The 26,518-nt window shown below is 64.4% G+C and carries 22 protein-coding genes and 1 tRNA gene; 13 read left to right on the forward strand and 10 right to left on the reverse strand.

From position 1 onward, the window contains the following. Nucleotides 1-96: 96 nt before the first annotated feature. Nucleotides 97-552 (reverse strand): GNAT family N-acetyltransferase, encoded by a 456-nt coding sequence (locus FNA46_RS06225; protein ID WP_143124253.1) that lies wholly within the window; start codon nt 550-552, stop codon nt 97-99. 15 nt (nt 553-567) lie between these two features. After that, complete coding sequence (locus FNA46_RS06230) at nt 568-2,208, reverse strand: MFS transporter (protein WP_143124254.1); 1,641 nt, start codon at nt 2,206-2,208, stop codon at nt 568-570. Between the two features lie 247 nt (nt 2,209-2,455). Between FNA46_RS06230 and rimP the strand changes: the two genes are divergently transcribed. The 8 genes from rimP (at nt 2,456) to FNA46_RS06270 (ending at nt 12,443) form a co-directional block, all read left to right on the forward strand. Further along, complete coding sequence (gene rimP, locus FNA46_RS06235; protein WP_143124255.1) at nt 2,456-3,046, forward strand: ribosome maturation factor RimP; 591 nt, start codon at nt 2,456-2,458, stop codon at nt 3,044-3,046. A gap of 67 nt (nt 3,047-3,113) precedes the next feature. Continuing rightward, nucleotides 3,114-4,736 carry a transcription termination factor NusA gene (gene nusA / locus FNA46_RS06240; protein ID WP_143124256.1) on the forward strand — a complete coding sequence of 541 codons (1,623 nt, stop codon included), beginning with the start codon at nt 3,114-3,116 and terminating at the stop codon, nt 4,734-4,736. Further along, nucleotides 4,733-5,410, forward strand: coding sequence for an RNA-binding protein (locus FNA46_RS06245; RefSeq protein WP_143124257.1), 678 nt, complete (start codon nt 4,733-4,735; stop codon nt 5,408-5,410). The genes nusA and FNA46_RS06245 overlap by 4 nt, the downstream gene beginning before the upstream one ends. Before the next feature lie 102 nt (nt 5,411-5,512). Next, on the forward strand, nt 5,513-8,302 hold the full coding sequence (infB, locus tag FNA46_RS06250; RefSeq protein WP_143124258.1) for a translation initiation factor IF-2: 2,790 nt from the start codon (nt 5,513-5,515) through the stop codon (nt 8,300-8,302). 326 nt (nt 8,303-8,628) lie between these two features. After that, on the forward strand, nt 8,629-9,792 hold the full coding sequence (gene exbB, locus FNA46_RS06255) for a tonB-system energizer ExbB (protein ID WP_425468677.1): 1,164 nt from the start codon (nt 8,629-8,631) through the stop codon (nt 9,790-9,792). 3 nt (nt 9,793-9,795) lie between these two features. Further along, nucleotides 9,796-10,260 (forward strand): TonB system transport protein ExbD, encoded by a 465-nt coding sequence (gene exbD, locus FNA46_RS06260; protein WP_143124260.1) that lies wholly within the window; start codon nt 9,796-9,798, stop codon nt 10,258-10,260. Further along, nucleotides 10,257-11,234: a TonB family protein gene (locus FNA46_RS06265; RefSeq protein ID WP_143124261.1), complete on the forward strand. Its 978-nt coding sequence runs from the start codon at nt 10,257-10,259 to the stop codon at nt 11,232-11,234. The genes exbD and FNA46_RS06265 overlap by 4 nt, the downstream gene beginning before the upstream one ends. A gap of 219 nt (nt 11,235-11,453) precedes the next feature. After that, a complete protein-coding gene (locus FNA46_RS06270) occupies nt 11,454-12,443 on the forward strand; it encodes an Ldh family oxidoreductase (RefSeq protein ID WP_143124262.1) in 990 nt (329 codons plus the stop codon). A gap of 61 nt (nt 12,444-12,504) precedes the next feature. On the opposite strand, the gene FNA46_RS06275 is transcribed toward FNA46_RS06270, so the two are convergent. The 4 genes from FNA46_RS06275 to FNA46_RS06290 all read right to left on the reverse strand — a co-directional run bounded on the left by FNA46_RS06275 (nt 12,505) and on the right by FNA46_RS06290 (nt 16,922). Beyond that, nucleotides 12,505-13,917 carry an ABC transporter permease gene (locus tag FNA46_RS06275; protein WP_143124263.1) on the reverse strand — a complete coding sequence of 471 codons (1,413 nt, stop codon included), beginning with the start codon at nt 13,915-13,917 and terminating at the stop codon, nt 12,505-12,507. Beyond that, nucleotides 13,914-14,603 (reverse strand): ABC transporter ATP-binding protein, encoded by a 690-nt coding sequence (locus FNA46_RS06280; RefSeq protein ID WP_143124264.1) that lies wholly within the window; start codon nt 14,601-14,603, stop codon nt 13,914-13,916. The genes FNA46_RS06275 and FNA46_RS06280 overlap by 4 nt, the downstream gene beginning before the upstream one ends. 1 nt (nt 14,604) lies before the next feature. After that, entirely contained in the window at nt 14,605-15,075 is a 471-nt protein-coding gene (locus FNA46_RS06285) for a hypothetical protein (protein ID WP_143124265.1), read from the reverse strand. 107 nt (nt 15,076-15,182) lie between these two features. Then, on the reverse strand, nt 15,183-16,922 hold the full coding sequence (locus FNA46_RS06290) for an alkaline phosphatase (RefSeq protein ID WP_143124266.1): 1,740 nt from the start codon (nt 16,920-16,922) through the stop codon (nt 15,183-15,185). A gap of 415 nt (nt 16,923-17,337) precedes the next feature. Here FNA46_RS06290 and FNA46_RS06295 point away from each other — a divergent pair, with 415 nt between their 5' ends. From FNA46_RS06295 to FNA46_RS06305, 3 genes are all read left to right on the forward strand, one after another. Then, on the forward strand, nt 17,338-17,961 hold the full coding sequence (locus FNA46_RS06295; protein ID WP_143124267.1) for a ribonuclease D: 624 nt from the start codon (nt 17,338-17,340) through the stop codon (nt 17,959-17,961). Nucleotides 17,962-18,049: 88 nt separating this feature from the next. Then, a complete protein-coding gene (locus FNA46_RS06300) occupies nt 18,050-19,072 on the forward strand; it encodes a hypothetical protein (protein WP_143124268.1) in 1,023 nt (340 codons plus the stop codon). Between the two features lie 249 nt (nt 19,073-19,321). Continuing rightward, the gene (locus FNA46_RS06305) at nt 19,322-21,049 is read left to right on the forward strand and encodes a hypothetical protein (RefSeq protein ID WP_143124269.1); all 1,728 of its coding nucleotides are present in this window, start codon (nt 19,322-19,324) and stop codon (nt 21,047-21,049) included. A 141-nt stretch (nt 21,050-21,190) separates the two neighbouring features. Here FNA46_RS06305 and rpsA read toward each other — a convergent pair whose 3' ends face one another. The 3 genes from rpsA to FNA46_RS06320 form a co-directional block, all read right to left on the reverse strand. After that, a complete protein-coding gene (gene rpsA, locus FNA46_RS06310; RefSeq protein ID WP_143124270.1) occupies nt 21,191-22,894 on the reverse strand; it encodes a 30S ribosomal protein S1 in 1,704 nt (567 codons plus the stop codon). A 165-nt stretch (nt 22,895-23,059) separates the two neighbouring features. Further along, entirely contained in the window at nt 23,060-23,695 is a 636-nt protein-coding gene (gene cmk / locus FNA46_RS06315; protein ID WP_143124271.1) for a (d)CMP kinase, read from the reverse strand. 78 nt (nt 23,696-23,773) lie between these two features. Further along, nucleotides 23,774-24,550, reverse strand: a complete 777-nt coding sequence (locus tag FNA46_RS06320; protein ID WP_143124272.1) for a 3-phosphoshikimate 1-carboxyvinyltransferase — start codon at nt 24,548-24,550, stop codon at nt 23,774-23,776. Between the two features lie 270 nt (nt 24,551-24,820). On the opposite strand from FNA46_RS06320, the gene FNA46_RS06325 reads away from it, so the two are divergent. Both FNA46_RS06325 and FNA46_RS06330 read left to right on the forward strand, forming a co-directional pair. Then, nucleotides 24,821-25,207 carry a TIGR02300 family protein gene (locus FNA46_RS06325; protein WP_143124273.1) on the forward strand — a complete coding sequence of 129 codons (387 nt, stop codon included), beginning with the start codon at nt 24,821-24,823 and terminating at the stop codon, nt 25,205-25,207. 154 nt (nt 25,208-25,361) lie between these two features. Next, nucleotides 25,362-25,437: transfer RNA gene (locus tag FNA46_RS06330), tRNA-Ala, on the forward strand. A 479-nt stretch (nt 25,438-25,916) separates the two neighbouring features. Here the strand turns inward: FNA46_RS06330 and FNA46_RS06335 are convergent. Continuing rightward, the gene (locus tag FNA46_RS06335) at nt 25,917-26,423 is read right to left on the reverse strand and encodes a GNAT family N-acetyltransferase (protein WP_143124274.1); all 507 of its coding nucleotides are present in this window, start codon (nt 26,421-26,423) and stop codon (nt 25,917-25,919) included. Nucleotides 26,424-26,518 lie beyond the last annotated feature (95 nt).

A 26,518-nucleotide genomic window follows, 5' to 3' on the forward strand; every position in this document is an offset into this window, starting at 1 on the left:
ATTCCCGCGAAAGCGATAACCGGTTTCGCCCCTGCAACTGAATAGGAAACAAAAAAATGGAACGTCACCGGCGATCCCGCTTTCGCCGGAAGCGCTCTATAGGTTCATCTTGAAGCCCTCATGCGTCGCCTCGAAGCCGAGGGATTCGTAGAAGCGCAGCGCCTCCTCGCGGCGCTTGTCGGAGGTGAGCTGCACGAGGCCGCAGCCGCGCTTGCGGCATTCCTCGATGGCCCAGCCGATCATGAGGCGGCCGAGCCCACCGCCGCGTTCGCCGCTGGCGATCCGCACGCTTTCGATCTGTCCGCGCCAGAGACCCAGCCGGGAAAGGCCGGGAATGAAGCTCACCTGCAGGCAGCCGATCACCGCCCCATCCGCGCGGACGACCACCGCCAGCAGCTGGTTCGGATCCGCGTCGATGGCGGCGAAGGCCGCCTCGTAGCGGCTGTCGACGGGATCGGACACCACCTCGCGGGAAAGACCCAGCGCATCGTCGGCCAGCATGGCGACGATGGCGCCAAGGTCCCGGTGCGCTGCCTTTCGTATCTCGACCATCTGCCGCCCCTGCCCTCAGTGATGAAGATCGATGGATGTCTTGTGGAAGATGTCGTCGCCGGCATCGCGCGGCGGAATGGCCTGGCGCTCGATCATGCGGTGGACGCGCGGCCCCTCTTCCCCGGCATGCAGGGCGCGGATGCGGGTCCACACTTCGGAATCAGCCTGGGTGCGGCGCTGGTTGTGGCGCACGTAATCCGCCCAGGTGGCGGTGTGATAGGTTTCCGTCCAGATGTCCGGGTTTTCCAGATCGCGCAGCAGCGCCCACTGGCGGGCGCCGTCGCGGATGCGGATGCGCCGGCGCTCCGACATCAGCGCCAAAAATTCCGGCACGTTCTCCTCGCGGATCACGTAATCGATGAGGAGAACGATGGGACCGCTGCGCGGCTGCAGATCGAGGCGGAGCGACGGTTCGCGGAACGTGTTGACCGGATCGAGGTTGAGGGTCTCGAGCGAAGGCAGCGCGAACTTCCAGCCGATGGCTGCGCCGAGCACCATGGCAAGGCTCGCCAGCATCAGCGCGGTGGCCACGCCGTGGTCTTCCGCCAGCCGGCCCCAGAGCCAGCTGCCGACCGCGACGCCGCCGAAGGCCGCGGTCTGATAGAAGGAGAGCGCACGCCCGACCACCCAGCGCGGCGTCGACAACTGCACCGTGGTGTTGAACAGGGACAGCGCCAGTACCCAGCAGGCCCCGGGAATGAGCAGAACGGCCGAGGTCAGCAGGGTGGATGTGGAGAGAGCCGCCACGACCGCGCTCACGCCGAAGCCGGCAAAGGCGATCCGGACGATCATTTCGCTGGAGAACAGTTCCCGCAGTCTCGCATTGAGAAGTGCTCCGCCAATGGCCCCGATGCCGAAGGCGCCCAGCATGAAGCCGTAGGTCAGCGGACCGCCGGCCACCAGATCGCGCGCGACGAGCGGCAGAAGCGCCAGGATGGCGCTGGCCGACAGGCCGAACAGCGCGGAGCGGAACAGCACGTTGACCAGCTTCGGCGACATCGCCACATAGCCGAAGCCGGCCGAGAGCGCCCGCCCCAGCGTTTCGCGCGGCAGCTTGCTCGCAGGCACCTCCGACTGCCAGCGGATCAGCGCATAGATCAGCGCCAGATAGCTGACGGCATTGGCGGCAAAGGCGGCGGCGGCCCCGAAAGCCGCCACGATCGCCCCGCCGATCGCGGGCCCGAGGCTGCGGGTGATGTTGAAGCCGACGCTGTTCAGCGTGACGGCCGCCGGCAGGATGGCGCGCGGAACCATGTCGCCGACGGAGGCTTGCCACGAGGGGTTGTTAAGGGCCGTGCCGCAACCGATCAAAAAGGTGAAGGCGAGAAGCAACCACGGGTCGAGCCAGCCGAAGAAGGCAAAGACAGTGAGCAGCACCGAAACGGCGAGCATGAAGCCCTGAGCTGCCAGCATGATGCTGCGCCGGTTGAAGTTGTCGGCGAGCGCACCTGCTACCAGCGAAAACAGCATGATGGGCAGCGCCGTGGAGGACTGCACCAGCGCCACCATGTTTTCCGAGCGGGAAATTGCCGTCATCATCCAGGCAGCACCCACGGACTGGATCAGTCCGCCGAAATTGGAGGCGATGCTGGCGATCCAGATGGTGCGGAATGTCTGGTGGCCGAATGGCGCCAGGGGGGAAACCCGCTCGGGCACGGTGGACCTCGCTGTGATTCATGTCGATGCCTAAACTAGTCGTGGCGGCGGTGGCGGCAAGCGGAAATCCGGCCTTGCCGGGCCCACCCCGGCAAGGCCTTGCAATCGGCGGGTTTAGCGCGTATATGAACCGTAAATTCTTGATCGTCAGATGAAGAGTGGGCCCGCGAAGGACCCGCTCTTTTTTATTAGGCGGTCAGGCCAACGGAACTTCATCGCCGGGACGGCGACCACGCCGAAAGACCATATGCAGGACAGCCAGAAGGAACCGCGTCTCATCGTCGAGACGGGTCTCGACCTCAGGATCGCGGAAATCATCGAGCCGACTCTGGAGGCGATGGATTTTCGCCTTGTCCGGGTGCGGCTTCTCAACCAGAACGGTCTGACGCTGCAGATCATGTGCGAGCGCAACGACGGCACCATGACCGTGGAAGACTGCGAAGCGGTCTCCATGGCGGTTTCGCCGGTTCTCGATGTGGAAGATCCGATCGATAAGGCGTATCATCTGGAAGTGTCCTCGCCGGGAATCGACCGGCCGATGGTGCGCAAGTCCGATTTCGTCCGCTGGAGCGGGCATCTGGTGAAGTGCGAGACCTCCGTCCTGCTGGATGGCCGCAAGCGTTTCCGCGGCAAGATCGCCGAGACGGACGAGAACGGCTTCACGCTGGAGCGCGACCAGGTTGCCTATGGCGAAGAACCGCGCGTGACCGTTCCCTATGCGGCGCTGGCGGAAGCCAAGCTGATCCTGACGGACGACCTGATCCGGGATGCGTTGCGCGCCGACAAGCTGGCCAAGGCGGAAGCCGCGAACCAGAACGACGAAGCCGACGAAGACTGAACAGACCCCATTTTGCCCGCCGCAACCCGGCCGGCAGCAGACATTCGATCTACGGAGACCGACAACAATGGCAGTGAGTGCGAACCGGCTTGAACTTCTGCAGATCGCAGATGCAGTGGCGCGCGAAAAAGTCATCGACCGCGAGATCGTTCTGGCCGCGATGGCCGATGCGATCCAGAAGGCGGCCCGCTCCCGTTACGGCACGGAGAGCAATATCCGCGCCGACATCAATTCCAAGACCGGCGAAATCCGCCTGCAGCGTCTGCTGGAAGTGGTCGAACAGGCCGAGGATTACAACACCCAGATCCCGCTGCTTCTGGCCCGCGACCGCAACGTCGATGCCAAGATCGGCGACTTCATTGCCGATCCGCTGCCGCCGATGGATTTCGGTCGTATCGCCGCCCAGTCGGCCAAGCAGGTCATCGTGCAGAAGGTGCGCGAAGCCGAGCGTGACCGCCAGTATGACGAGTTCAAGGACCGCGTCGGCGAAATCGTCAACGGCACCGTCAAGCGCGTCGAATACGGCAACGTGATCGTCGATCTCGGCCGTGGCGAAGGCATCATCCGCCGCGACGAGATGATCCCGCGCGAAAACATGCGCTATGGCGATCGCGTCCGCGCCTATGTCTACGACGTGCGTCGTGAACAGCGCGGTCCGCAGATCTTCCTGTCGCGTACCCATCCGCAGTTCATGGTGAAGCTGTTCACCATGGAAGTGCCGGAAATCTACGACGGCATCATCCAGATCAAGTCGGTGGCCCGCGATCCGGGTTCGCGCGCCAAGATCGCCGTCATCTCGAACGATTCGTCGATCGATCCGGTCGGCGCCTGCGTCGGTATGCGCGGCTCCCGCGTTCAGGCCGTCGTCGGCGAACTGCAGGGCGAAAAGATCGACATCATTCCGTGGTCGGCCGATCCGGCCTCCTTCATCGTCAACGCACTGCAGCCGGCGGAAGTGGCCAAGGTCGTTCTCGACGAAGATGCAGAACGCATCGAAGTGGTCGTTCCGGATGAGCAGCTGTCGCTCGCCATCGGCCGTCGCGGCCAGAACGTGCGTCTGGCCTCGCAGCTGACCGGCTGGGACATCGACATCATGACGGAGGCCGAGGAATCGGAACGCCGCCAGAAGGAATTCAACGAGCGCACCAACCTGTTCATGGACGCCCTCGACGTCGACGAGATGGTCGGCCAGGTTCTCGCCTCCGAAGGTTTTGCCCAGGTGGAAGAACTTGCCTATGTCGATCTCGACGAGATCTCCTCGATCGACGGCTTCGATGACGACACCGCCAACGAGATCCAGACCCGCGCCCGCGAATATCTCGACCGTCTCGAGGCGGAAATGGATGCCAAGCGCCGCGAACTCGGCGTTGCCGATGAACTGCGCCAGATCGAGGGCCTGACCGGCAAGATGCTGGTGGCGCTCGGCGAGGACGGCATCAAGACGGTGGAAGACTTTGCCGGCTGCGCCGCCGACGACCTGATCGGCTGGACCGAACGCAAGGACGGCGAGACGAAGAAGTACGAAGGCATCTTCTCCAAGTTCGACGTATCCCGCGTGGAAGCCGAGACCATGATCGTGCAGGCCCGTCTGCTGGCCGGCTGGATCACCGAAGAGGATCTGGCCCGCGAACAGGCCGATGAGACCGGGGAAGCGGTTGACGAGGAGGCGGATGCCGCTGCCGAACAATGATCGCGGCGCCCGAGCATGACGCGGACGACGAGGATCTCGTGGTGAACGATCGCACCTGCATCGTCACCCGTGAGGCGACCGATCCGGCGGACCTCATCCGCTTCGTCGCGGGGCCGGATGGCCAGGTGGTGCCGGATCTGAAACGCCAGCTGCCGGGCCGCGGTTGCTGGATCCGGGCCGAACGTGGCCTGGTCGAGCGGGCGGTTCAGCGCAAGCTGTTCTCGCGGGCACTGAAGATGGAGGCCAAGGCCTCCGCCGAGCTTGTCGACCTCGTCGACCGCCTTCTGGTGGCCGACATGGTGGGCATGATGAACATGGCGCGCAAGGCGGGCCAGTTCATCTCCGGCGCCATGAAAGTGGATGCCGCCATTCGTGGCGGCGAGGCCGTTGGTGTGTTTCATGCGGCCGATGCCGCAGCCGACGGCGTGCGAAAGATTGACCAGGCCCGCAAGGCCTGGAGGCTCGGGACTGAGGCCGAGGAGGACATTCCCTCCTTCCGGCTTCTGACTGCGGCCGAAATGGACGAACTGATGGGCCAGAATGCTTTTATCCATGCCGCGGCGCTTGCCGGACAGGCGGGTGAGGGTGTAGTGAAGCGCGCAACCAAGCTCGAAACGTACCGCACTGGCGGTCACTCCGGAGCGAATGGCGGCGCTGGCCGGTCAAGGACATGACGCGGTTACCGGCAATCGCCGGCTGCCGCATTGGAAGACATGTATTGAACGACAGGATCTGATGGTTGCCATCTCTGTTCCTGTCGGAAGGAACAGGAACGGATGACCGACAGTAAAGACGACAAGACACTCAGCGTTACGGGCAAGAAGACCCTCACCCTGAAGCCCTCAGGGATGGCCCAGGGTACCGTACGCCAGGATATGGGTCGCGGTCGCACCAAGGCGGTCGTGGTCGAGACGCGCAAGCGTCGCCCGATCCGCCCGGAAGATGAAAAGCCGATCACGCCGGTGGCAGCCCCTGCCCAGCCGCAGCAGCGCCCGGCAGAGGCAGCAGCGCCGGCTCCGCAGCCGCGCCCGGCCCAGACCACGCCGCCGCCGCGCATCCACCAGCCCAACCAGCAGCAGCGTCCGCAGCAGGGCCAGCGCCCGCAGGGCCATCAGGGTCACCAGAACAACCCGGGTCGTCCACAGCAGCCGCAGCGCCAGCCGGATCGTCCGCGTGGCAATGTCCTGCACGACCTCTCGGCCAGCGAGATGGATGCCCGTCGCCGCGCGCTTGCCGAGGCTCAGGCCCGCGACGTGATCGAGGCCAAGCAGCGCGCCGAAGAAGAAGCGCGCCGCAAGGTCGAGGAAGCGCGCCGCGCTGAAGAGGCCCGCGCAGAGGAAGCCCGCCTGGCTGAGGAAGCCAAGGTTGCCGCCGAAGCGGCCAAGGAGGAAGCTGCCGCCCAGCCGCAGCCGGCAGCAGCCGTCGAACGCCCGGCCGCTGCAGCACAGCCGGCACAGCAGCCTGTTGCCGCACGCGCTCCGGACAACCGTCCGCAGCCGCCGCGCCCGGCTGCTCCCGGGGCAGCCCCCGCACCGGCCGGCGTCGCGCCACGCAGCCGCAAGGCATCGGATGACGAGGACGACGATCGCGGTTCCGCCCGTGGCCCGGCCCGCGGCAAGGTGGCGGCTCCCGCTCCTGCCAAGGTTCCGGCTCGCCCGAAGGAAGACGATCGCCGTCGCGGCAAGCTGACGGTCACGACGGCTGACGTGGACGAGGACGGCAACGCCCGTGGCCGTTCGCTGTCGGCCATGCGCCGCCGCCAGGAAAAGTTCCGCCGCAGCCAGATGCAGGAAACCCGCGAAAAGGTCATGCGCGAGGTCATCCTGCCGGAAACCATCACCATTCAGGAACTGTCGCAGCGCATGTCCGAACGCGCCGTCGACGTGATCAAGTACCTGATGAAGGAAGGCCAGATGATGAAGCCGGGCGACGTCATCGACGCCGACCTCGCAGAACTCATCGCCACCGAATTCGGCCACACGGTCAAGCGCGTCTCCGAATCCGACGTTGAAGAAGGCATCTTCAACGTGGCCGACGACGCAGGCGAGCTTCTGCCGCGTCCGCCGGTCGTCACCATCATGGGTCACGTCGACCACGGCAAGACCTCGCTGCTCGATGCGATCCGCAAGGCGAATGTGGTGGCCGGCGAAGCCGGTGGCATCACCCAGCACATCGGTGCCTATCAGGTCGAGCAGAACGGCCAGAAGATCACCTTCATCGACACCCCCGGCCACGCAGCCTTCACGGCCATGCGTGCCCGTGGTGCGCAGGTCACCGACATTGCCATCCTCGTGGTGGCCGCTGATGACAGCGTGATGCCGCAGACGATCGAGTCCATCAACCATGCCAAGGCAGCAGGTGTTCCGATCATCGTGGCGATCAACAAGATCGACAAGCCGACGGCCGACCCGCAGCGCGTTCGCACCGCGCTGCTGCAGCACGAAGTCTTCGTGGAATCCATGGGCGGTGAAACGCTCGACGTCGAAGTCTCGGCCAAGAACGGCCTGAATCTCGACAAGCTCTTGGAAGCCATCCTGCTGCAGGCCGAAGTTCTGGACCTCAAGGCAAACCCGAACCGCACGGCGGAAGGCTCGGTCATCGAAGCCCAGCTCGACCGCGGTCGTGGTGCCGTTGCCACCGTCCTGATCCAGAAGGGCACGCTGAAGCCCGGCCAGATCATCGTTGCCGGCGACCAGTGGGGCCGTGTGCGCGCGCTCGTCAACGACAAGGGCGAACACGTCAAGGAAGCGGGTCCTGCCATGCCGGTCGAGGTTCTCGGTCTGTCGGGTACGCCGGCTGCCGGTGACAAGTTCGCCGTCGTGGAAAACGAAGCCCGTGCCCGCGAAATCTCCGAGTATCGCCAGCGTCTCGCCCGCGACAAGGCGGCAGCCCGCCAGTCCGGTTCGCGCGGTTCGCTGGAACAGATGATGAGCCAGCTGCAGACGTCGGGCATGAAGGAGTTCCCGCTGCTCATCAAGGGCGACGTGCAGGGCTCGATCGAAGCCATTGCCGGCGCGCTGGAAAAGCTCGGCACCGACGAAGTACGTGCCCGTATCGTCCATTCGGGCGTTGGCGGCGTGACGGAATCGGATATTTCGCTGGCCGAGGCCTCGAATGCCGCCATCATCGGCTTCAACGTCCGCGCCAATGCGCAGGCCCGTACGCTGGCCGAACGCACCGGCACCGAAATCCGCTACTACAACATCATCTACGATCTGGTGGATGACGTGAAGGCAGCGATGTCGGGCCTGCTCTCGCCGGAACGCCGCGAGACCTTCCTCGGCAATGCCGAGATCCTGGAGGTGTTCAACATCACCAAGGTCGGCAAGGTCGCGGGTTGCCGCGTCATCGAAGGCAAGGTGGAGCGCGGTGCAGGCGTGCGCCTCGTTCGCGACAACGTGGTCATCCACGAAGGCAAGCTCAAGACGCTCAAGCGCTTCAAGGACGAAGTCTCCGAAGTGCCGGTCGGTCAGGAATGCGGCATGGCCTTCGAGAACTACGAAGACATCCGCGCCGGCGATACCATCGAGTGCTTCCGCGTGGAACATGTTACCCGTACGCTCTGACGTACGGACAGAGACACCATCCAGCGCCGGGCCCTGTGCCCGGCGTTTTGCATTTCGTCCACTGTAAGCGGGAACGCCGGCACACGCCTTGGCCGACGGTTGGGTTTCCGGTCCGCGCAACCCAGACGGGCATCACCTCCATCGGCAAAACCTGATTAATTCTGCCAATTTTTCAGCACATTATTCTTGCGAAAATAACTCAAGTTTATTATCGGATAGGCTTGAAACGCATGCGGTGCACCGCCCATGGCCATCACCCGCCGCATAGCGTGCCAGCCGGAACGTGGCTTTGCGGCTGAGCGCCTGCCCGAAAACGTGTCCGGAGTATGCCCATGCCGACCCTTTCGCCCTTGACCGTCCTGTCCTGGACAACCTCGTCCGCGACCGTCCGGAAGGCCGGAAACGAGACGCGTAGCGCATTTTCGCCGACCGCTCTGGTAATCGGTTCAGCGCTCTTCCTGTCGCTCGCCTGCGGCGCTGAGGCGCAGGACCCGACCGCCACCCAGCCGCGCCTGACCGCACCTGCCATATCAACCGAACCCCCACCTGCGGCTGCGCAGCCTTCAGCATCACAGCCCGGTGCGCCGGCACTACAGGACAATGCGGCGATCGGCGACGCCCAGTCTGCAGCCACTGGCGGCGTTGCCGCACCGGAGGCATCGGCTCAAGGTGCCGTGGAGGTGCAGGCGTCCGCGCCCAGCGCGACGGAAGGCGAGACTGCCGGCCTTCTCGAGCAGTTCATGCATCCGGCTCCGCGCAGCGACATTCCCCATGATCTCTCCCCACTCGGCATGTTCATGGCGGCCCATTGGGTCGTGAAGGGGGTCATGGCCGGCCTGGCGCTTGCCTCGCTGATCACCTGGACGGTGTGGCTTGCCAAGTCGCTGGAGCTTGCCGGTGCGCGCCGCCGCGTCAACGGCGTCATCAAGGCCATCCGCAATGCCCGCACGCTGTCCGAAGCGCTGGCCGCCACCGAGCGGCGCCGTGGCCCGGCGGCGCTGATGCTGCGCGAGGCGGCGCTGGAACTGAAACTCTCCGAAGGCGCTCTGGATTATGCCAACAACAGCGGCGTGAAGGAGCGCGTCTCCTCCTCGCTGTCGCGCATCGAGGCCTTCGCCGGGCGACGCATGATGCGCGGCACGGGCGCGCTTGCCACAATCGGCTCCGTCGGCCCGTTTGTCGGCCTGTTCGGCACCGTCTGGGGCATCATGAATTCCTTCATCGGCATCTCGCAGTCGCAGACCACCAACCTCGCCGTGGTGGCGCCGGGCATTGCCGAAGCGCTGCTTGCCACCGCCATCGGCCTCGTCGCGGCCATTCCGGCGGTGGTGATCTACAACATCTTCGCGCGCGCCATTACCGGCTACCGCCAGCTGCTGGCAGATGCGGCGGCAGGCGTCGAGCGGCTGGTCAGCCGCGATCTCGACTTTCGCAAGGTGCCGACCGGCGCGCGCAGCAAGTCGTCCGTCTCGCTGATGGCGGGAGAATAGGCCATGGCCGGCGGCATTCGTGAAGGCAGCGGTGACGACCTGCCGGAAAACCACGAGATCAACGTCACGCCGTTCATCGACGTGATGCTGGTGCTGCTGATCATCTTCATGGTGGCGGCTCCGCTTGCCACCGTGGATGTCAACGTGGACCTGCCGGCCTCGACGGCCAAGCCGGCACAGCGGCCGGACCAGCCTATCTATCTCACCATTAGGCAGGATCTGACGCTCAATCTCGGCAATGATCCGGTCGCCCGCGAGCAGCTGGCGGCGGCGCTCGACCGCACCACCTCCGGCAACAAGGACGCGCGGATCTTCCTGCGCGCCGACAAATCGGTGGGCTATGGCCAGTTCATGGAGGTGATGAACCTGCTGCGGGATGCCGGCTATCTGAAGATCGCGCTGGTGGGCCTTGAAACCCTGCCGGGAGCGACAATGCCGGTCGGCCAGACGACGGGAGCTGCGCCATGAGCCTGACCGTTCACCGGGGAAGCCGAACGGGCAGGCTCGGCGAGGCCGCCCTGTGGAGCGGGGCTGCCGCCGTGGTGCTCGCCGCCCATATCGCCGCCGCCGCCGTGGCCCTGCGCGAGGAACCGATCGAGGCTGCGGATGCGGCACCGCCCGCCGCCATCATGATCGAACTGGCGCCGGAGCCGACGGCTGCCGCGACGGACGAAACACTGGTGTCGCAGGAACTGCAGGATTCGCAGGAGGTGAAAAGCGACAGCATGCAGCCGGTGGAAGAACCGCCGCCGGAAGAGGTCATCGAGCCGGTCAAGGATACGCCGCCGCCGGAGGAGGTCGTGGAGCAGAAGGAGCCGCCGCCGCCGGAAGAGATGGTGGAAGACACACCGCCACCGGAACCGGTGAAAGAGGTGACCCAGACGATCCCCGAGGAACAGCCGAAGGAGCCGGAACCGGTGGATCCGGTCGTTGAACAGCAGCTTGCCATGCTGGAGAATGTTGAGGTTCCGCTTCCCGTCATCCGTCCGCCGGAACCGGTCGAGGTGAAGAAGGAAGCGCCGAAGCCGGAGCCGAAGAAGGTGGCGCAGCACGTTCCGCCGAAGCCCAAGCCGCCGGCCGCCAAGGCTGCCCAGCAGGCCAAGGCCGAAGTCCAGCAGGCGGATCGCACCGCCGCCTCTGCCACCGCCGAAAGCGTGGCCGGATCGTCCGTTTCCCCCGCCCGCTGGCAGGCCAAGCTTGCCGCCCATCTGGCCCGCCAGCGCGGAAAATGCCCGGCCACCGGCCGCGGCAGCACCGCCTATGTCACCTTCCGCATCGATGCCGGCGGCAATCTCTCCGCCGTCTCGCTGTCGCGGTCGTCCGGGTTTGCGGATTTCGACGGATACATGGTCGATCTGGTACGCCGCGCCTCCCCAGTTCCGCCACCACCGGCGGGAATCGGCGACCGGGTGACCGTGCCACTCGGCTACAAGAACTGCTGAGGGTTTCACGGTCCTGCCGGGCCGGACCTGCTTGGACGTGAGGCGGGGTCCGCACCGCGCGAGCTTTGGGGTCCGCCCCTGCCCTGACCTCGCCACGTCCGGGCGAAGGCTGAGAAAGCGAAAAGCAAGTTGCCATCTGCCGGCGATGCTGTAGGGAAAAGGCGATCCGGCCTGCCGCCGCAGGGCTTTGCATGGCCGCCCCGCCAGCAGGAACCGACCATGCATATCAGCCTTTCCGATCTCGAAGCGCGCATTGCCGGCGTCTTCGAAGCCAATGGCGTGACCGCCGCCACCGCTCTTTCCGTTTCACGCGCCCTCGTCACGGCCGAGGCCGCCGGACAATCCGGTCATGGCCTGCGCCGTGTACTCGCCTATGTCGCGCAGGTGCGCAGCGGCAAGGTGGATGGCAAGGCCGTACCGAAGGCGGTACGGACACGCCCCGGTGTTCTCTCCATCGATGTCGCCTTCGGCTTTGCCTATCCTGCGCTGGACCTGGCAGTCGAGGAACTCGCGCCGCTCGCCCGCCAGCAGGGTATTGCCGCCGCCGCCCTTTACCGCTCCCACCATGCCGGCGTGATGGCACTGACGGTGGAGCGCTTTGCCGAGCAGGGACTGGTGGCGATGATGTTTGCCAATGCGCCGGCCTCCATGGCGCCGTGGGGCGGCAAGCGGCCGCTCTACGGCACCAACCCAATCGCATTTGCCGTGCCGGTGGCAAGCGATGAGCCGATCGTCATCGACCTCGCGCTTTCCAAGGTGGCGCGCGGCAAGGTGATGGCCGCACAGCAGAAGGGCGTGGCGATCCCCGATGACTGGGCGCTCGACAGCGACGGCCGGCCGACCACGGATCCCGATGCAGCACTGAAAGGCACCATGGCGCCGACCGGCGGTGTGAAGGGGGCGGCGCTCGCCTTCATGGTGGAGGCGCTGTCGGCAGCGCTGGCTGGGGCGCTGTTCTCCTACGAAGCAAGCTCCCTGTTCGACGACAAGGGGCCGCCGCCGGCGCTCGGCCAGTATCTCATCGCGATCGACCCGAATGCGGCAACCGGCGGCGGCACGGCGGAGCGGCTGGCCATGCTCGCCACCGAAATGGGCCGGGAAGAGGGTGTGCGCCTGCCCGGACGGCGTGGCCGCAGCCTGCGGCGCATCGCCGCCGACGAGGGACTGACCGTCGAGGACAGCGTGATGGCGGAGATCGCCGCCCTCTGAGCCGTGATTGGACACGGGCAGGCGCATCCCGCGCCTGCCTCCACTCCCGCTTGGCCGCTGATCAGCTGCGCAGCGCCTGCGCCGGCGATTGCCGGTAAGCCATCAGCGCCGGAATGGCGGCAAACACCATGCCGATGGCGAGCAGGATCAGCGCCATGCCGCCATCCTCGGCGGCAAATTCCACCGGCAGGATCACGCCGGTCTGGCGGGTAAAGGCATCGCCAATCAGCCGGGCGGCGAGATAGCCGCCGCCGAAGCCGAGCGCAATCCCGATCAGCACCAGCACGAACAACTCGCTCCAGACGATGCCGAACACCGCCAGACGCGGCGCACCAAAGGCTCGCAACGCGCCGATCTGGCGCCGCCGCTGTGTCACGTGAATCACGCTGACAAGCAGCAGGGCCGCCGCCACAAGCGCCTGCGATCCGGCCGCCACGGCCGAAAGCACCATCTTGGCATCGCCGAGCGTCCCATAAAGCCGCGTCAGCACTTCGCCGGGGAAGACGGCAAGCGTGCCAGCGGTGCGATATTCCTGGCGCAGGCGATAGGCATCGGCAATCGTCTTCGGCTTGACGAGAATGGCCGGCAGGCCGGGCGCCTGATCGGTGAAGACCTCATTGAGCGCCCCATCGGGGTCGATATGGCCATGGTGGTGACCATCCCCGTCATGGTCATGCTCGTCATGATCATCCGCGCCATGCTCGCCCGCCTCGTGATGATCGCCCTCGTGATGATCGGCATCATGACCGGCCTCGTCATGTCCTGCGACGGCCCCGTCCGCATGCGCTGGCAGATGTGCCGCATCGGCCGCATGATCCCCGTCCTCGCCGCCAGCGTGATGATCGTCATCATGATCACCATGATCATCATGGCCGAGGCCGTGGATGTGCCAGACGGCCTGTACCGGCACCAGAATGGCGCGATCCCAAGGCGTGCCGGTGGGTTTGACGCGGCCGACGACGCGATAGGCGATTTCCGTATGCGTTTCACCGCCGGTTTCGGCCGTGCCGTGCATCGGCTTGATCTCCGCACCGAGCGGCAGATGCACCGCAGCACCGACGATCGCCTCCCCCTCATGGGCAAACAGGCCGCCTTCGGCGAACCCCGTCGTGGTGCCCTTCACCAGCGCCGTCGTGGTGCCGATGATCGGATAACCCATGAAACTGTCGCCGAAGCCGACAGGCGCTGCCCAGGCGACGCGCGGATCGGCCGCGAGCTTCGCCAGCACCGCGCCCGGCATCAGCGGAAGCGGCGAAGGCTGCAGGAAAACGGAGGAGAGAACGAGCTGCGTCTCGCTGCCGGCAGCCCCGACCACCAGATCGAAACGGTCCGCGGCACGGGCGCTGCCGAGCCGCAAGGCCCGCTCCTGCACGGTAACAGCCACGCCAAGCGCCGTTGCTAGCGCTACCAGAAGCACCAGAACGAAGGCACCGAGCCAGAGCCGGCGCAGATCCGCCAGAACGAAGGAAATCATGCCGCCACCTCGGATGCTGCGTTGTCGGCCACGATACGGCCCGCGGCGAGCGAAAGCCGCCGGTCGAGACGCTCGACCAGCCGCGGATCATGCGATGCGACGATCAGCGTCGAGCGGGTCTCGGCCGCAACCTCCAGCAGGAGATCGCCGACTGCCGCGCCGCTCTCGACATCGAGGCTCGCCGTCGGCTCGTCCGCGATAATGACGCCCGGCCGGCGCAACAGCGCGCGTGCGATCGCCACACGCTGCATTTCGCCGCGCGACATGGTCTCGATGCGCTGGTCCGGCCGCGACAGGCCGACCCGGGCCAAAAGATCATGGGCGCGGGCCAGGATCGCGGCATCGGCGGCACCCGCCAGCCGGGCGGGCAGCAACACATTGGCCAAAGCGGTCAAACCGGGAAACAGATGAAAATCCTGCATGACGAGCCCGACATTCCGAGCCCGCCACCGGTCGCGGCCGCTTTCGGAGAGTGGCGCGATGTCGGATGCGTTCCACAGGACACGGCCCTCGCGCACCCGCTCCAGCCCGCTCAGAATATTGAGAAGCGTGCTCTTGCCCGAACCCGAGCCGCCGGTGACGGCCAGATGCTGACCGGCAGCGACGTCGAGGCGGTCGATCACGAGTACCGGCTGCTGCAGGTCGGGCACGCGAACGACCAGGTTTTCGATGGAGAGTGTCAGCATGTCACACCGGAGCGTAATGCGCATCGCGCAGCCGGAGCAGGCTTACGAACCCGGTCTCCGGATCGGTCCAGGACCCCGTTTCGAGCCGGCCCGTCACTTCGATCGTCTGGTTGGCCTGGGTGAAGGTCTGGCGGGCGGAGAGATAGACCACGACGATATTGTCCGGCCAGTCGGCATCCGACGAGCAGAAGGGGCAGAGCGACATGGGGATCTCGGTCAGAACGAAAAAGGCCGCTTCGGCCTTCAGCGGCGGCGCCATGAAGCCGCGCATGGAGACGGACTTGCCATCGAGCGCCTTTGTCTTGTCGGAAAACTGGAGTCCGAGCGGCGTGACCTTGCCATAGAGTTCGCCAAAGCCGAGCGTGCTCGCCGCGGCAGCCGCAGGTCGGGCGGTGAGCAGAGAGGGCGCGACCATCGCGAGGCCGGCAAGCACCAGGCGGCGCGACACCGGACGCTGTGGGAGGGTCATCATGATCGGGATCTCCTTCCGTGAAACAGTTCCACCCACCGAGACGGCGGGTGGAATTTCGTCAGGCCGTAAAGGCCGGATCTTTAGACCCGGCACGGGCATCGGCGTGCTTACTTGGCGCCGAGTGCGAAAGTATCGACGAGCACCTTGTAGATGTCGCTTTCTTCCATGTAGCCCTTGAAGCCTTCCGAACCGGGGCCGGTCGCCTGCAGGACGATGTCGTCAACAGCGTGAACCGCGGTGTCGGCCGAACGCGGCAGGTTGCCTTCACGGAAGACGGCGCCCGGAACGTTCTTGTAGGCTTCGTTGGCGACGTACTGCTTCTTCTCGTTCTGCACGGCCGGCTCGAACGGGCCGTCCATCTTCGGACGCCAGGTTTCGTAGTAGTCCGGGTAGTTCGAGGAGAAGACAGCCAGACGACGCGAGACGTCGACCTTGTCCGGATAGCCGTCGCCATCCTTGTCTTCGTAGTTCGGGAAGCCTGCATCGGCGTAGGTGCCGACCTTTTCGCGCATGTCGGTGCCCGGCTTCTCATCATCGATCGTGCCGATGATCGACACGCCGTGCGTGTGGTCGCCGGTGACGACGATCAGCGTGTCCGGGTTCTTCTTCAGGAATTCGAGGCCGAGGCCGACGGCCTGGTCGAATTCGATGGTTTCATACAGGGCGCGGTCCCAGTCCATCGGGTGGGACATCTTGTCGATCGAAGCGCCTTCGACCATCAGGAAGAAGCCTTCCGGATTCTTCGACAGCTTGTCGAGAGCGGCCCTGGTCATGTCGACGAGGCCCGGCTGGTTCGGGAACTTTTCGACCGTGCCCTTCTTCAGCTGCAGGCGGTCAAGCACGGTGTCCATGTTGCCGGTGTGGAAGAGGCCGAGAACCTTGTCGCCGTCAGCCTTGGCCAGTTCGTCCTTGGTGGTCGCCAGGGTGTAGCCGGCTTCCTTGAAGAGAGCGATGAAGTCCTTGTCGTCCTTGCGCTTGGAACCGGCAACGGATTTGGGGAGGAAATAGGCAGAGCCACCACCCAGAACGACCTCCGGCTTCACGTCGTAGAACATGCCGGCGATCTCGGCCTTGTCGCCACGGGCGCGGGTATGGGCCACGACGGCAGCCGGGGTCGCATCTTCAACTTCGGCAGTCGAGACGACGCCGATCGACTTCTTCGTCGTGCGGCGCAGAGCTTCGGCAATGGTCTCGACCTTGGGGTCGTCCAGCGAGCTCGGGGTGCGGTCAGCATAGACGCCAAGGGCGTTCACGGCGGTCTTGTGGCCGGTCATGTAGGCCGACATGGTGTTGGCCGAGTCGGTCGCGATGGCGTTCGTGGAGGATGTGCCGACGAATGCCATCCGGTCCAGCGTGTCCATGTTCAGGTGGCCGTTGGCCTTGCCCTCGGTCATGCCCTTGGACATGATGCGGGCGCCGGTGCGGTGCGCGACCGACAAACCATCGCCGAGGAAGAAGATGATGTTCCTGGCCTTCGGGGTTGCCTGCGTGCCGTAGACGTTCCAGGTGACGGACTTTTTCTCGTCACCGGCGGAGACTTCGACCTTGTAGTCGCCAGCCTTGGCGATCTTGACGCCGCGCAGCAGGAGGGCAGAGCCGAGCACCTTGTCTTCCTTGCCCTTTTCTTCGGCAACGAACTTGGCTTCGGCGCCGAGAACGGCCTTGTAGTCCTGGCCGTTGACGGTGATCTTGACATCCTCCGGCTTCACGACCGACTTGAACTCGACCTTGAAGTCGAAGGGAGAACCCGTGAGGATCGTGGCGCGATCGAGCGGATAGACGGTCGCAGCCTGGGCACCGGAAACGAGTGCCGTGGTCGCGACGAGGGCAGCAAAGAGAGTGCGCATGGGTGCCTCGAGAACGTGGTTGTTGGTCACGTCCCGGCTATAGTCACGCGTGATGACATTTGCGTGAAACAGAAATATCTAAAACAACCCAAGATATGTTATACAGTAACAAAACTGCAAACGAAAAAGCCTGCCGCGGGAGGAGGTGCGGCAGGCTTTTAAACTTGATCGGCAATTGGGAGGAGGAGGAGGTTGCCGATCTCTTCGTCGCGACGCTGGGAGGAGGAGGAGTGCGTCGCTTCGATGATTGAGATATAGGTGACGCGATTGATTTCAACAAGGGCGCTGCTGCATTGCAGCAATGCGCCTGACGCAAGGCTTCTACCGGATTGCTGTCGATAGCGAGTCAAATAAAGGCATATCCTGCGCGGGTTCTCTGGTTTATAGCGGGCAGACCGAACCGGAAAGAGACGACATGAGCACGATCCGCTATCACGAGGCAGATATCAGCGCAGAGGCGGCCGCCCGCTATCAGGGGGCCATTGCCATCGATACCGAAACGCTTGGGCTGGTCCCGCGCCGGGACCGGCTGTGCGTGGTGCAGCTTTCGCCGGGTGACGGCACGGCCGACGTGATTCGCATTGCCGCCGGGCAGAAGGAAGCGCCCAATCTGGTGGCGCTGCTGGCCGATGCCGGCCGCACGAAGATCTTCCATTACGGCCGCTTCGACATTGCCGTTCTCTTCCACACCTTCGGCGTGACCACTGCCTCGGTCTTCTGCACCAAGATCGCCTCGCGGCTGACGCGCACCTACACCGATCGGCACGGCCTGAAGGACAATCTCAAGGAACTGCTGGACATCGACGTTTCCAAGGCGCAGCAGCAATCCGACTGGGCGGCGGAAACCCTGTCGCAGGCGCAGCTCGAATATGCCGCCTCCGACGTTCTCCACCTGCATGCCCTGCGCGACAAGCTGACCCAGCGCCTCAAGCGCGATGGCCGCATGGAAATGGCGCAGGCCTGTTTCGACTTCCTGCCGACCCGCGCCAAGCTCGACCTTCTCGGCTGGGAAGAAACCGACATCTTCGCCCATAGCTGAAACCCACAACCTGCGGCTAGACCTTTATTAAGCGCCTGACGCCACCCTCCACACCGGATTCGCAAGAGGCCGGGGGAGAATAGACATCATGCTGATCGCGGGCGCATCATCGACGGGGACCATTGCAGCCGGGCTGCTGCAATCCATGCTGGACGACACCGAGGAACGCCGGCGCCGCGAAGAGCAGGAGAAGACCGGCCAGACACCGGACGCTGCTGTCGAGGCCCGTATCAGCGCAAGCCAGACAAACAAGCGGGCGCAGGAGAAGATCAGCGAAGCGCTGTTTTCCGTGACCAAGGTCGATGCCAACGCGCTGAAGGTGCAGCTTTACCAGTCGCTCGGCAAGGCGCTCGGCGTGGAGAAGACCGAGGATATGTCCTCCTATGCCTATGGCCGGGCGATCGAGACGGCGCTGGCCGATCTCTCGCCACAGGACACCATTGCGCTCACGAAGGACATCGGCCTCGACACGCTGGGTCTCAAGCTTTCGACGGTCATCGAGGCGATCAAGAATCCCTCTTCCGATTCGTCGGTCGCGGTGCAGAAGGCGCTGGAAAAGCAGCATGGCGACGGTACCCTGACCGGCGGGGATGCCGCCAAGGTGCTGCAGCGACTGGAGGATGTCGCCAACCCCAAGACGCTGGCCGAGCTGAAGCTCGGTGAGCAGGGTTTTGACCCGACCCGCGTGTCGGATGCCGAAACCGAAGCCGAACAGCAGGATGACATCGCCGCCCGTGAGGCCTCCGCAAAGCTTGACAGCGTGCAGGCCATGCACAGGGCGATCCGTGAGCGCAACGACAGGACGGCGAACGACACTGACGCATCGGCGGACGATAGGGCGCAGGACGTCCTGGCCACTCTTGCCGCTGCGGTGGAAACGTCAAGGACCGGAACAGCCCGAGACACCTCGCAGACGACAGGCAGCGCTCAGGACAGGGATAAGGTCTCTGCGACGGGGAAGAACGACTCCCGTCCGTGGACACCGCGGCAGGCGGAAGAAGACATAGTCCGCACCGACCCCGGTGGCGCGATTCTGGCGGTGTCGCAGGATGAAATCGGCCTCTACCGGCTGCTGAAGCCGAAGACCGCGGGGGCCGCACCCATTCCCTAAGGCTCGCGCCGTTCTCTGGCCAGATACCGCCGCTTCACATCAACGAGGCCCCGCATCGCAGGTGGAGCAGCGCTCTCCCCTCTCCGACCGATCGTTCAAGTTTTAGGAAAATCTTAAGGTTTCTGCGTCATAGTGGGCCATTCATCGGCATGAAATGTCGCCATGAGGCGCCGCGGCCCATTCGGTCGCTCCTGTGGGTTCCGCGAAGCCGGTCTGTCCTGTCAACCGACAACAGCGTGGAGCAGACTCATGTTGCCGCCTGTCGCCGCCCTTTCGGACACCTCCGTCGATCTCTCGGGCCAGTCCGCCCAACCGCCGACACTGCCGCGAATCGAGCTGTCGCTCGGCCGCACCGGGGATCACCCGGGCACCAGCACGTCCTCGCTCGCGCTTGGCGCGGGCCGTTTCGTCCTGCTCTCGCTTTCTGGCCAGATGCAGCTGTCGCAGGGTCTGTCCGTTGTCGCGGAAACCATCGGCGCACTGCTGAAGATCAACCGCCATGCCGGAGAATCGCTGGTCGATTACACCGAACGCCTGGCAGAGGTGATTTCGGGCCTCAGCGGACCCGAAAAGCTTGCCCTCCAGCGGGCGTTGAACCAGTTGATGCAAGGATTTTCGCTGCGGCTTCTGACGGAGATCCTCAAGAACCCCTTCGGCCCGGAGGCCACCCGGGTGGCGCTGCAGATGGAGGCCGCCGCCTATGACGAGCGCAACCCGGTCACACGGCGCGTGGTCACCTCCTATCGCCAGAATGCCGGCGCGGAGGCCGCACCGCTGCCGCCCGGCAGCACCGAGGCTCGACTGCCCGCAGATCCCCGTCTCAACCCGCCGGTCCGCACCGCAGCAGCGCCCCTGCCGCTCGCCGACCGTTCCCGCCAGACGCCGTCACCGGCGCAGCATGCGATGGCCAGCCTGTCCCACGCACTGCCGGAGGAGAGCATCGGTGGACTCCCAGATACAACGGGAGAGCCCCATGCCGGTCCCGGCCTCTCGGGACGCGACGCCTCTGGAGACGGCAACGCCCTGCCCCCGCAGAGACAGGTGACACAGAGAGCCGCGACGCACAGCACGCTTGATGAGCCCAAAAGCGCGGATTCACAGCATGGTGCCGCACAGCCACGGGCGGCGGCACCGCCTGTTCCGATCGCGGATGCACCCCTGAGGACCTCTCCCGCAGCACCAAAGGCCGACCTTGTCTCAAGTCCGTTCCCGGTCCTCGCCGCAGAAGCCGCTGCGGCACCGGAAGATGTAACCTATGATGGTCCGGCGCTGGCCCGTCTGATGACGGGTATTGCAGACGAGATAGGTGCCCCAGCCGGGGCTTCTCGTGCCGGCGTTCCTCTGGCGCCGGACATGCCGATTACCGCCGCATGGCTGTCGGATCTGTATGTCGAGGACGAGACATGGCCTCTCCCGGGGCAGGAGCCCGCACCGGACGATGCGGCCCCGCAAATGGCGGACATGATGTCCGACGGCAGCGTGCCGGAACGCCTCGCGGCGGACAGCCGGACAGCGCCGGAAGCAGGCGAGCCAGCAGACACGGCAACGGCAGGGCAACGACGAGCCGGCAGCGATGCGTCTTCCCCCGCGCCCTTCGCGGCGGTCATCGCAGCGCAGACGCAATCCGGCCCTTCCGCAGTCCCGCCCGTCCGGGAGGTGGCAGTGCCAGTCTATGTGCCCTACGGCCCGCAGGGAATGCCGGAGGATGAGGATGGTCCGCTTGTGAAGGCCGTAGAGGCAGAGGACGAAGAGCGCGAACCCGGGCGCCGGCGCGGCAGCCGACAGGGCAGCGGCGCGCATGCCGACCCGGACGCGACGGAGCAGGATTCCGAGCCTGCGGATGCGCAGGCCTCGGACGAGCCCTCGCCTGACCCCCTCGCCCTGCCGGACGATTTCGCTGCCCTGCCCGAGCCGGCTGCGTTCCTGCCGCCGGAAAGCAGCGCCCATGGCTTTTACCAGCGCCTCGCCGCCTGGTAGCCAGCGGGATCCGCGCTGGCGACGTTTGCTCGTGCAGGAAACCGGATTGCATCTTTCCCGAGAGCATTCGGGGATCAATCGTCCAACAAAAAACCCGCCGGATCGCTCCGGCGGGTTCCTTTATCATTGGTCCAACGAGGATCAGTCGTTGCTGCGGTTCTTCAGGGCAGCGCCCAGAATGTCGCCGAGCGATGCGCCCGAGTCGGACGAACCGAACTGCGCAACGGCTTCCTTCTCTTCCGCGATCTCGAGAGCCTTGATCGACAGCATGATCTTGCGATCCTTCTTGGAGAAGTTGACGACGCGGGCGTCGACGACCTGACCAACCTGGAAACGCTCCGGACGCTGCTCGTCACGGTCACGCGACAGATCGCCACGACGGATGAACGAGGTGATGTCTTCGTGGTTGACGAGCTTCACTTCGATGCCGCCATCGTTGACGCCGATGACTTCGCACGAGACGACAGCGTTCTTGCGCAGGTCGCCGGACTGGGCAGCTTCGCCGACCGTGTCACGGCCGAGCTGCTTGATGCCGAGCGAGATGCGCTCCTTCTCGACGTCCACATCGAGAACAACAGCGCGAACGACGTCGCCCTTGTTGAATTCTTCGATGACCTGCTCGCCCGGACGGTTCCAGTCGAGGTCGGAGAGGTGAACCATGCCGTCCACGTCGCCGTCGAGGCCGATGAACAGGCCGAATTCGGTCTTGTTCTTGACTTCGCCTTCAACTTCCGTGCCAGCCGGATGGCTGTAGGCAAAGGCCTGCCACGGGTTTTCGAGCGTCTGCTTCAGGCCGAGCGAGATGCGACGCTTGGACGGATCGACTTCGAGAACGACCACGTCGACTTCCTGGCTTGTGGACAGGATCTTGCCGGGGTGAACGTTCTTCTTCGTCCAGGACATTTCGGAGATGTGGATGAGGCCTTCGATGCCCGGCTCCAGCTCAACGAATGCACCGTAATCGGTGATGTTGGTGACGGTACCGGAGATCTTCTTGCCAACCGGGTACTTGGCGGAGATGCCATCCCACGGATCCGACTCGAGCTGCTTCATGCCGAGCGAGATGCGGTGGGTTTCCTGGTTGATGCGGATGATCTGAACCTTGACCGACTGGCCGATGTTCAGGATTTCCGACGGATGGTTCACACGGCGCCATGCCATGTCGGTAACGTGCAGCAGGCCGTCGATGCCGCCAAGGTCAACGAACGCACCGTAATCGGTGATGTTCTTGACGACGCCGTCAACAACCTGGCCTTCTTCGAGGTTCTGAACGATTTCAGAACGCTGCTCGGCGCGCGACTCTTCCAGAACCGTGCGGCGCGAAACGACGATGTTGCCGCGACGCTTGTCCATCTTGAGGATTTCGAAGGGCTGCGGGTTGTGCATGAGCGGCGTGACGTCGCGGATCGGACGGATGTCGACCTGCGAACGCGGCAGGAAGGCCACGGCACCGTCGAGGTCGACCGTGAAGCCGCCCTTGACCTGGTTGAAGATGACGCCTTCGACGCGTTCGCCGGCTTCGAACTTCGCTTCCAGACGGATCCAGCTTTCTTCGCGGCGAGCCTTCTCGCGCGACAGAACGGCTTCGCCCAGAGCGTTTTCGATGCGCTCGACATACACTTCGACTTCGTCGCCGACCTTCAGCGAGCCGTCCTTGCCCTTGGCGCCGAATTCCTTGAGCGGAACGCGACCTTCGACCTTGAGGCCGACGTCGATGACGGCAACGTCCTTCTCGATCGCCGTGACCGTGCCCTTGGCAACATAGCCTTCGGCCAGATCGTGAGAGGCAAAGGATTCCTCGAGCAGGGCTGCGAAATCATCCCGCGTGGGGTTTGCTACTGACATGAAATCTCCTGATCGTGCCACTGGGGCACGCAATGCGCCGGGGGTTCGTGTTGTTCATACCCAAAGATCAAGTCCGCCCTACACACTTCGAGGGCATTCCGGCGCGGGGACCAGGTCTTCAAGCGATGTGCTGTTGTCTGATGCGCCGGCCGGGCCGGCGGATCGTCAGTTCCGGTTCAAGGCCGCGTCGATGATGGTCTTCGCCGCTTGAAATGCGGCCTCTATACTCATTTCCGAGGTATCAAGCAAGTGCGCATCATCGGCCGGTTTCAGCGGGCTGTCGGCCCGGCCCATGTCGCGATCGTCACGCTTTTTCACATCCGCGAGGATGGTCTGGTAATCGGCCACGCCACCACTCGCGATCACCTCGTCATGGCGTCGCCTGGCACGCACGTCGGGCGAGGCGGTGACATAAAGCTTCACGGGGGCCTGCGGGCAGACAACGGTGCCGATGTCGCGCCCGTCGAGCACGGTGCCCGGCGAGCGCGCGGAAAAGCGCCGTTGCGCCTCCACAAGCGCGCAGCGCACGGCCGGCATCACGGCGATCCTCGACGCCGCCTCGCCGATATGGTGCTGCGCCAGCACCGCGCGATCGAGCCCCGACAGATCGACTGCCTGCGCCATGCGCTCGGCGACCGCCTCGTCATCGAGCGGCAGGCCGGCCTCCAGCAGCGCACGCGCCGTGGCGCGGTAGGTGAGACCCGTATCGAGATGGTGGAAGCCGTAGGTTTCAGCGATCCGCCGCGCCAGCGTGCCCTTGCCCGCCGCAGCCGGCCCGTCAATGGCGATGATGAAGGTCATGACAATCTCCCCGGTTTGCGCCTCCCCATAACCGAAGAGCAGGCGGGGTGCCACCTGCGGCAGGCGGACGGAGCCGATTTATGCACCCGCCATGGTGCGCGGCATCGCCACCGGATGCCCAAGGCCAATGCTCTGCGCCCGAAGCGGAACACGTCCGGTGATCCTCGTCTCGACACCCGTTGCACCGCGCATCTCGGTGACGGGAACACCGAACCGCTGCAGGACAGCCAGAAAGCCGTCCTCCTTTCCAGCACCGGGATGGAAGAGAACCGTATCGCCCGAGGCCGCAAGGGCCGCGAGCAGCAGCGCGGGCTTGAGCCAGGGCACGCTGCCCAGCCCCAGCCCCAGGCCCTGGTCCTGTTCCTGGTCCAGACCCCGGCCATCATCCGGCAGATCGAGGCGAAGCGGAACGGCCAGACGGGGGCCGCGCACCCGCAAAAGATCGGCCTCGCTTGCCTCGACCTGCAAGCCCATGCGCGACAGAGGTTCCAGCAGCGGGGCCATCGCCTGCGGCGCCACGCGCAGCGCAAGCGGAAAATCGTAAAGTCCGGCCAAGCCGAGAAGAAGGGCGGCCAGTTCGGGACCGGTGCCCGTCTCGCAGACGGCGGGAGGCGCAAGCAGCGCACCATTGCCCACACCGTTCACCAGCAGTGCGGAACCGCTGCGCCTGAATGCGATACCGAAGCCGGAGAGAAGCCCGGCGGCCTCGGCGAACAGAGGCTCCTCCGGCAGGCCTTCGATCCGGCTTTCGCCCGCCGCAAGCCCGGCCACGCACAGCAGAAACAAGCGCTCCAGACGATCATCCGGCAGCGACAGGAGCGCGGACGGCGCCGCTGCGGGCATCGACCGTTCCATCGCAGGCTCCTTCGACATTGACCGACCCTCATTTATGACTAGCATGACGGCGGCCGGTTCAAAAATGCCGGCGCGCGCCCGAAACGACCGGCGGCTCCTATCACAAAGTTGCGCCTCGGTCATGCGCGACAGGACCGGAAAACCGGGCTCTTTGGCGGCCAAGTTTGTCTTTGACATGCCTGGGGACAATGAGTAAGGGGACCGGCTAGCATTTTAGCGCCGCCTTTGCGGCAACGCCGAGGAAATCGGCATTCTCACGAGGCTTTGACAGTGGCAAAAGCGGAACTTGGAACCAAGCGCACCGACCCGGATACGGGCAAGAAATTCTACGACCTCAACCGCGATCCGGTTGTCTCTCCCTATACCGGCAAGTCCTGGCCGCTCTCCTTCTTCGAGGAGACGACCGCCCAGATGAAGATGGAACAGGACGAAGAGGAAGAGGTCGCGGAAGTCGATACCGAGAACCCCGACGTTGAACTGGTCTCGCTCGAAGAGGGCGATGACGCAGCCGCCGGCGACGACATTCCGGATATCGGCGACGACGACGTGGAAATCGACGGCGACGACGACGACACCTTCCTCGAAGCCGATGAAGACGACGATGACGATGACGTTTCCGGCATCATCGGCGTCGGCGGCGACGAAGACGAGGTCTGATTTTCCTTGAGAATTCAGGCCCGGACGAAAAAAATGCCGGGCCTGTCATTTTTTGGCTTGCACTCCGAAACGACCGGACGTATTAAGCCGCCACCCCGCCGGAAACGACGCTTCCACGGGGCTCCCGGAACCGGAAAATGCCCGGTACCCTGATGGGGCTATAGCTCAGCTGGGAGAGCGCTTGCATGGCATGCAAGAGGTCAGCGGTTCGATCCCGCTTAGCTCCACCAAATCATCTTCGATCTCTACGGTGTCGCGAAATTACAAAGCAGTTTCGCCGTTTGATCGACTCCTTGCAAACAGATTTCAGAAAAAATGTGCTGTCATGGGTTCTGGTTGAGTTCGCCATCACCGTCTGATTCGTGCGACGCGTCTTGACCAAATGTGCGGCGGAACGAGCCGTCGCCATCGGAGGCGAACAGGGCTTCGATGGGGATGGGAGACTGGCACGAAGATAGCCTCCGAGCCACCGACACCCTATTCGGGTATGCCACCGCAGAAGCAATGCCGGGAATGCTCGATGTGCTCATTGACGATGCGTGAACGGTCGATGAATGACGGGCACGGACGAAAGGTCAAGCAAGTCCGGTCGACGCTGGCGTTTACGTTTTGACATCGGCGAAACGGCCCCTTCCGGGTGCCAGGCGGATACTCAAGGAACGCATTTGCACTCTCTTGGTGGGTTAAGAGGCAATTCAGCAAACGGGCCTCAGACCGGCAGGCGGCACATCATGAGAACGTCATCAATCTCCTTGCCGTCATGGATGAAACCGCAGGGAATGCGACCGACCTCCAGGAAACCTTCACGGGAATAAAAGCGTATTGCCGGGATGTTGTCCCCGCTCACCGCCAGCTCCAACTGTGAAATGCCCATCCCACGCGCATGGTCAGCAACCGCATGCAACAACTTATGGGCGAGACCACTTCCGCGCTGGTCATTGCGGACATAAACCATGATGATGGTGGCACGATGAGCCATCTTTCTTGCACGCTGAGGGCGTAATCCCACAATGCCCACAGGCTCACTGCCTTGAAAAGCAATAAAGACGGGATCACGCAGACGTTGTTTCCACTCATCTGTCGAGAGCGAGACCCAGTCATCGTAACTGCTGGCAAAGGACGAAGGTTCATTGTGCAAGGCTTCCAGGCGGATGCGTCGAAACGCTTCCACTTCATCCGCAAGAATCCGCCTGATATCCGCCGAACCTGCATTCATCGCCAACCCCTCCTATCCACTTGTCGGCCTAACGTAATCCGGACACTTGAACAATGGGAGGGCCAAGCCAGCTCGAGAGAGAGACTGGATTGTCG

Origin of the sequence: Affinirhizobium straminoryzae (assembly GCF_007004135.1) — a bacterium.
Lineage (GTDB): Bacteria > Pseudomonadota > Alphaproteobacteria > Rhizobiales > Rhizobiaceae > Neorhizobium > Neorhizobium straminoryzae.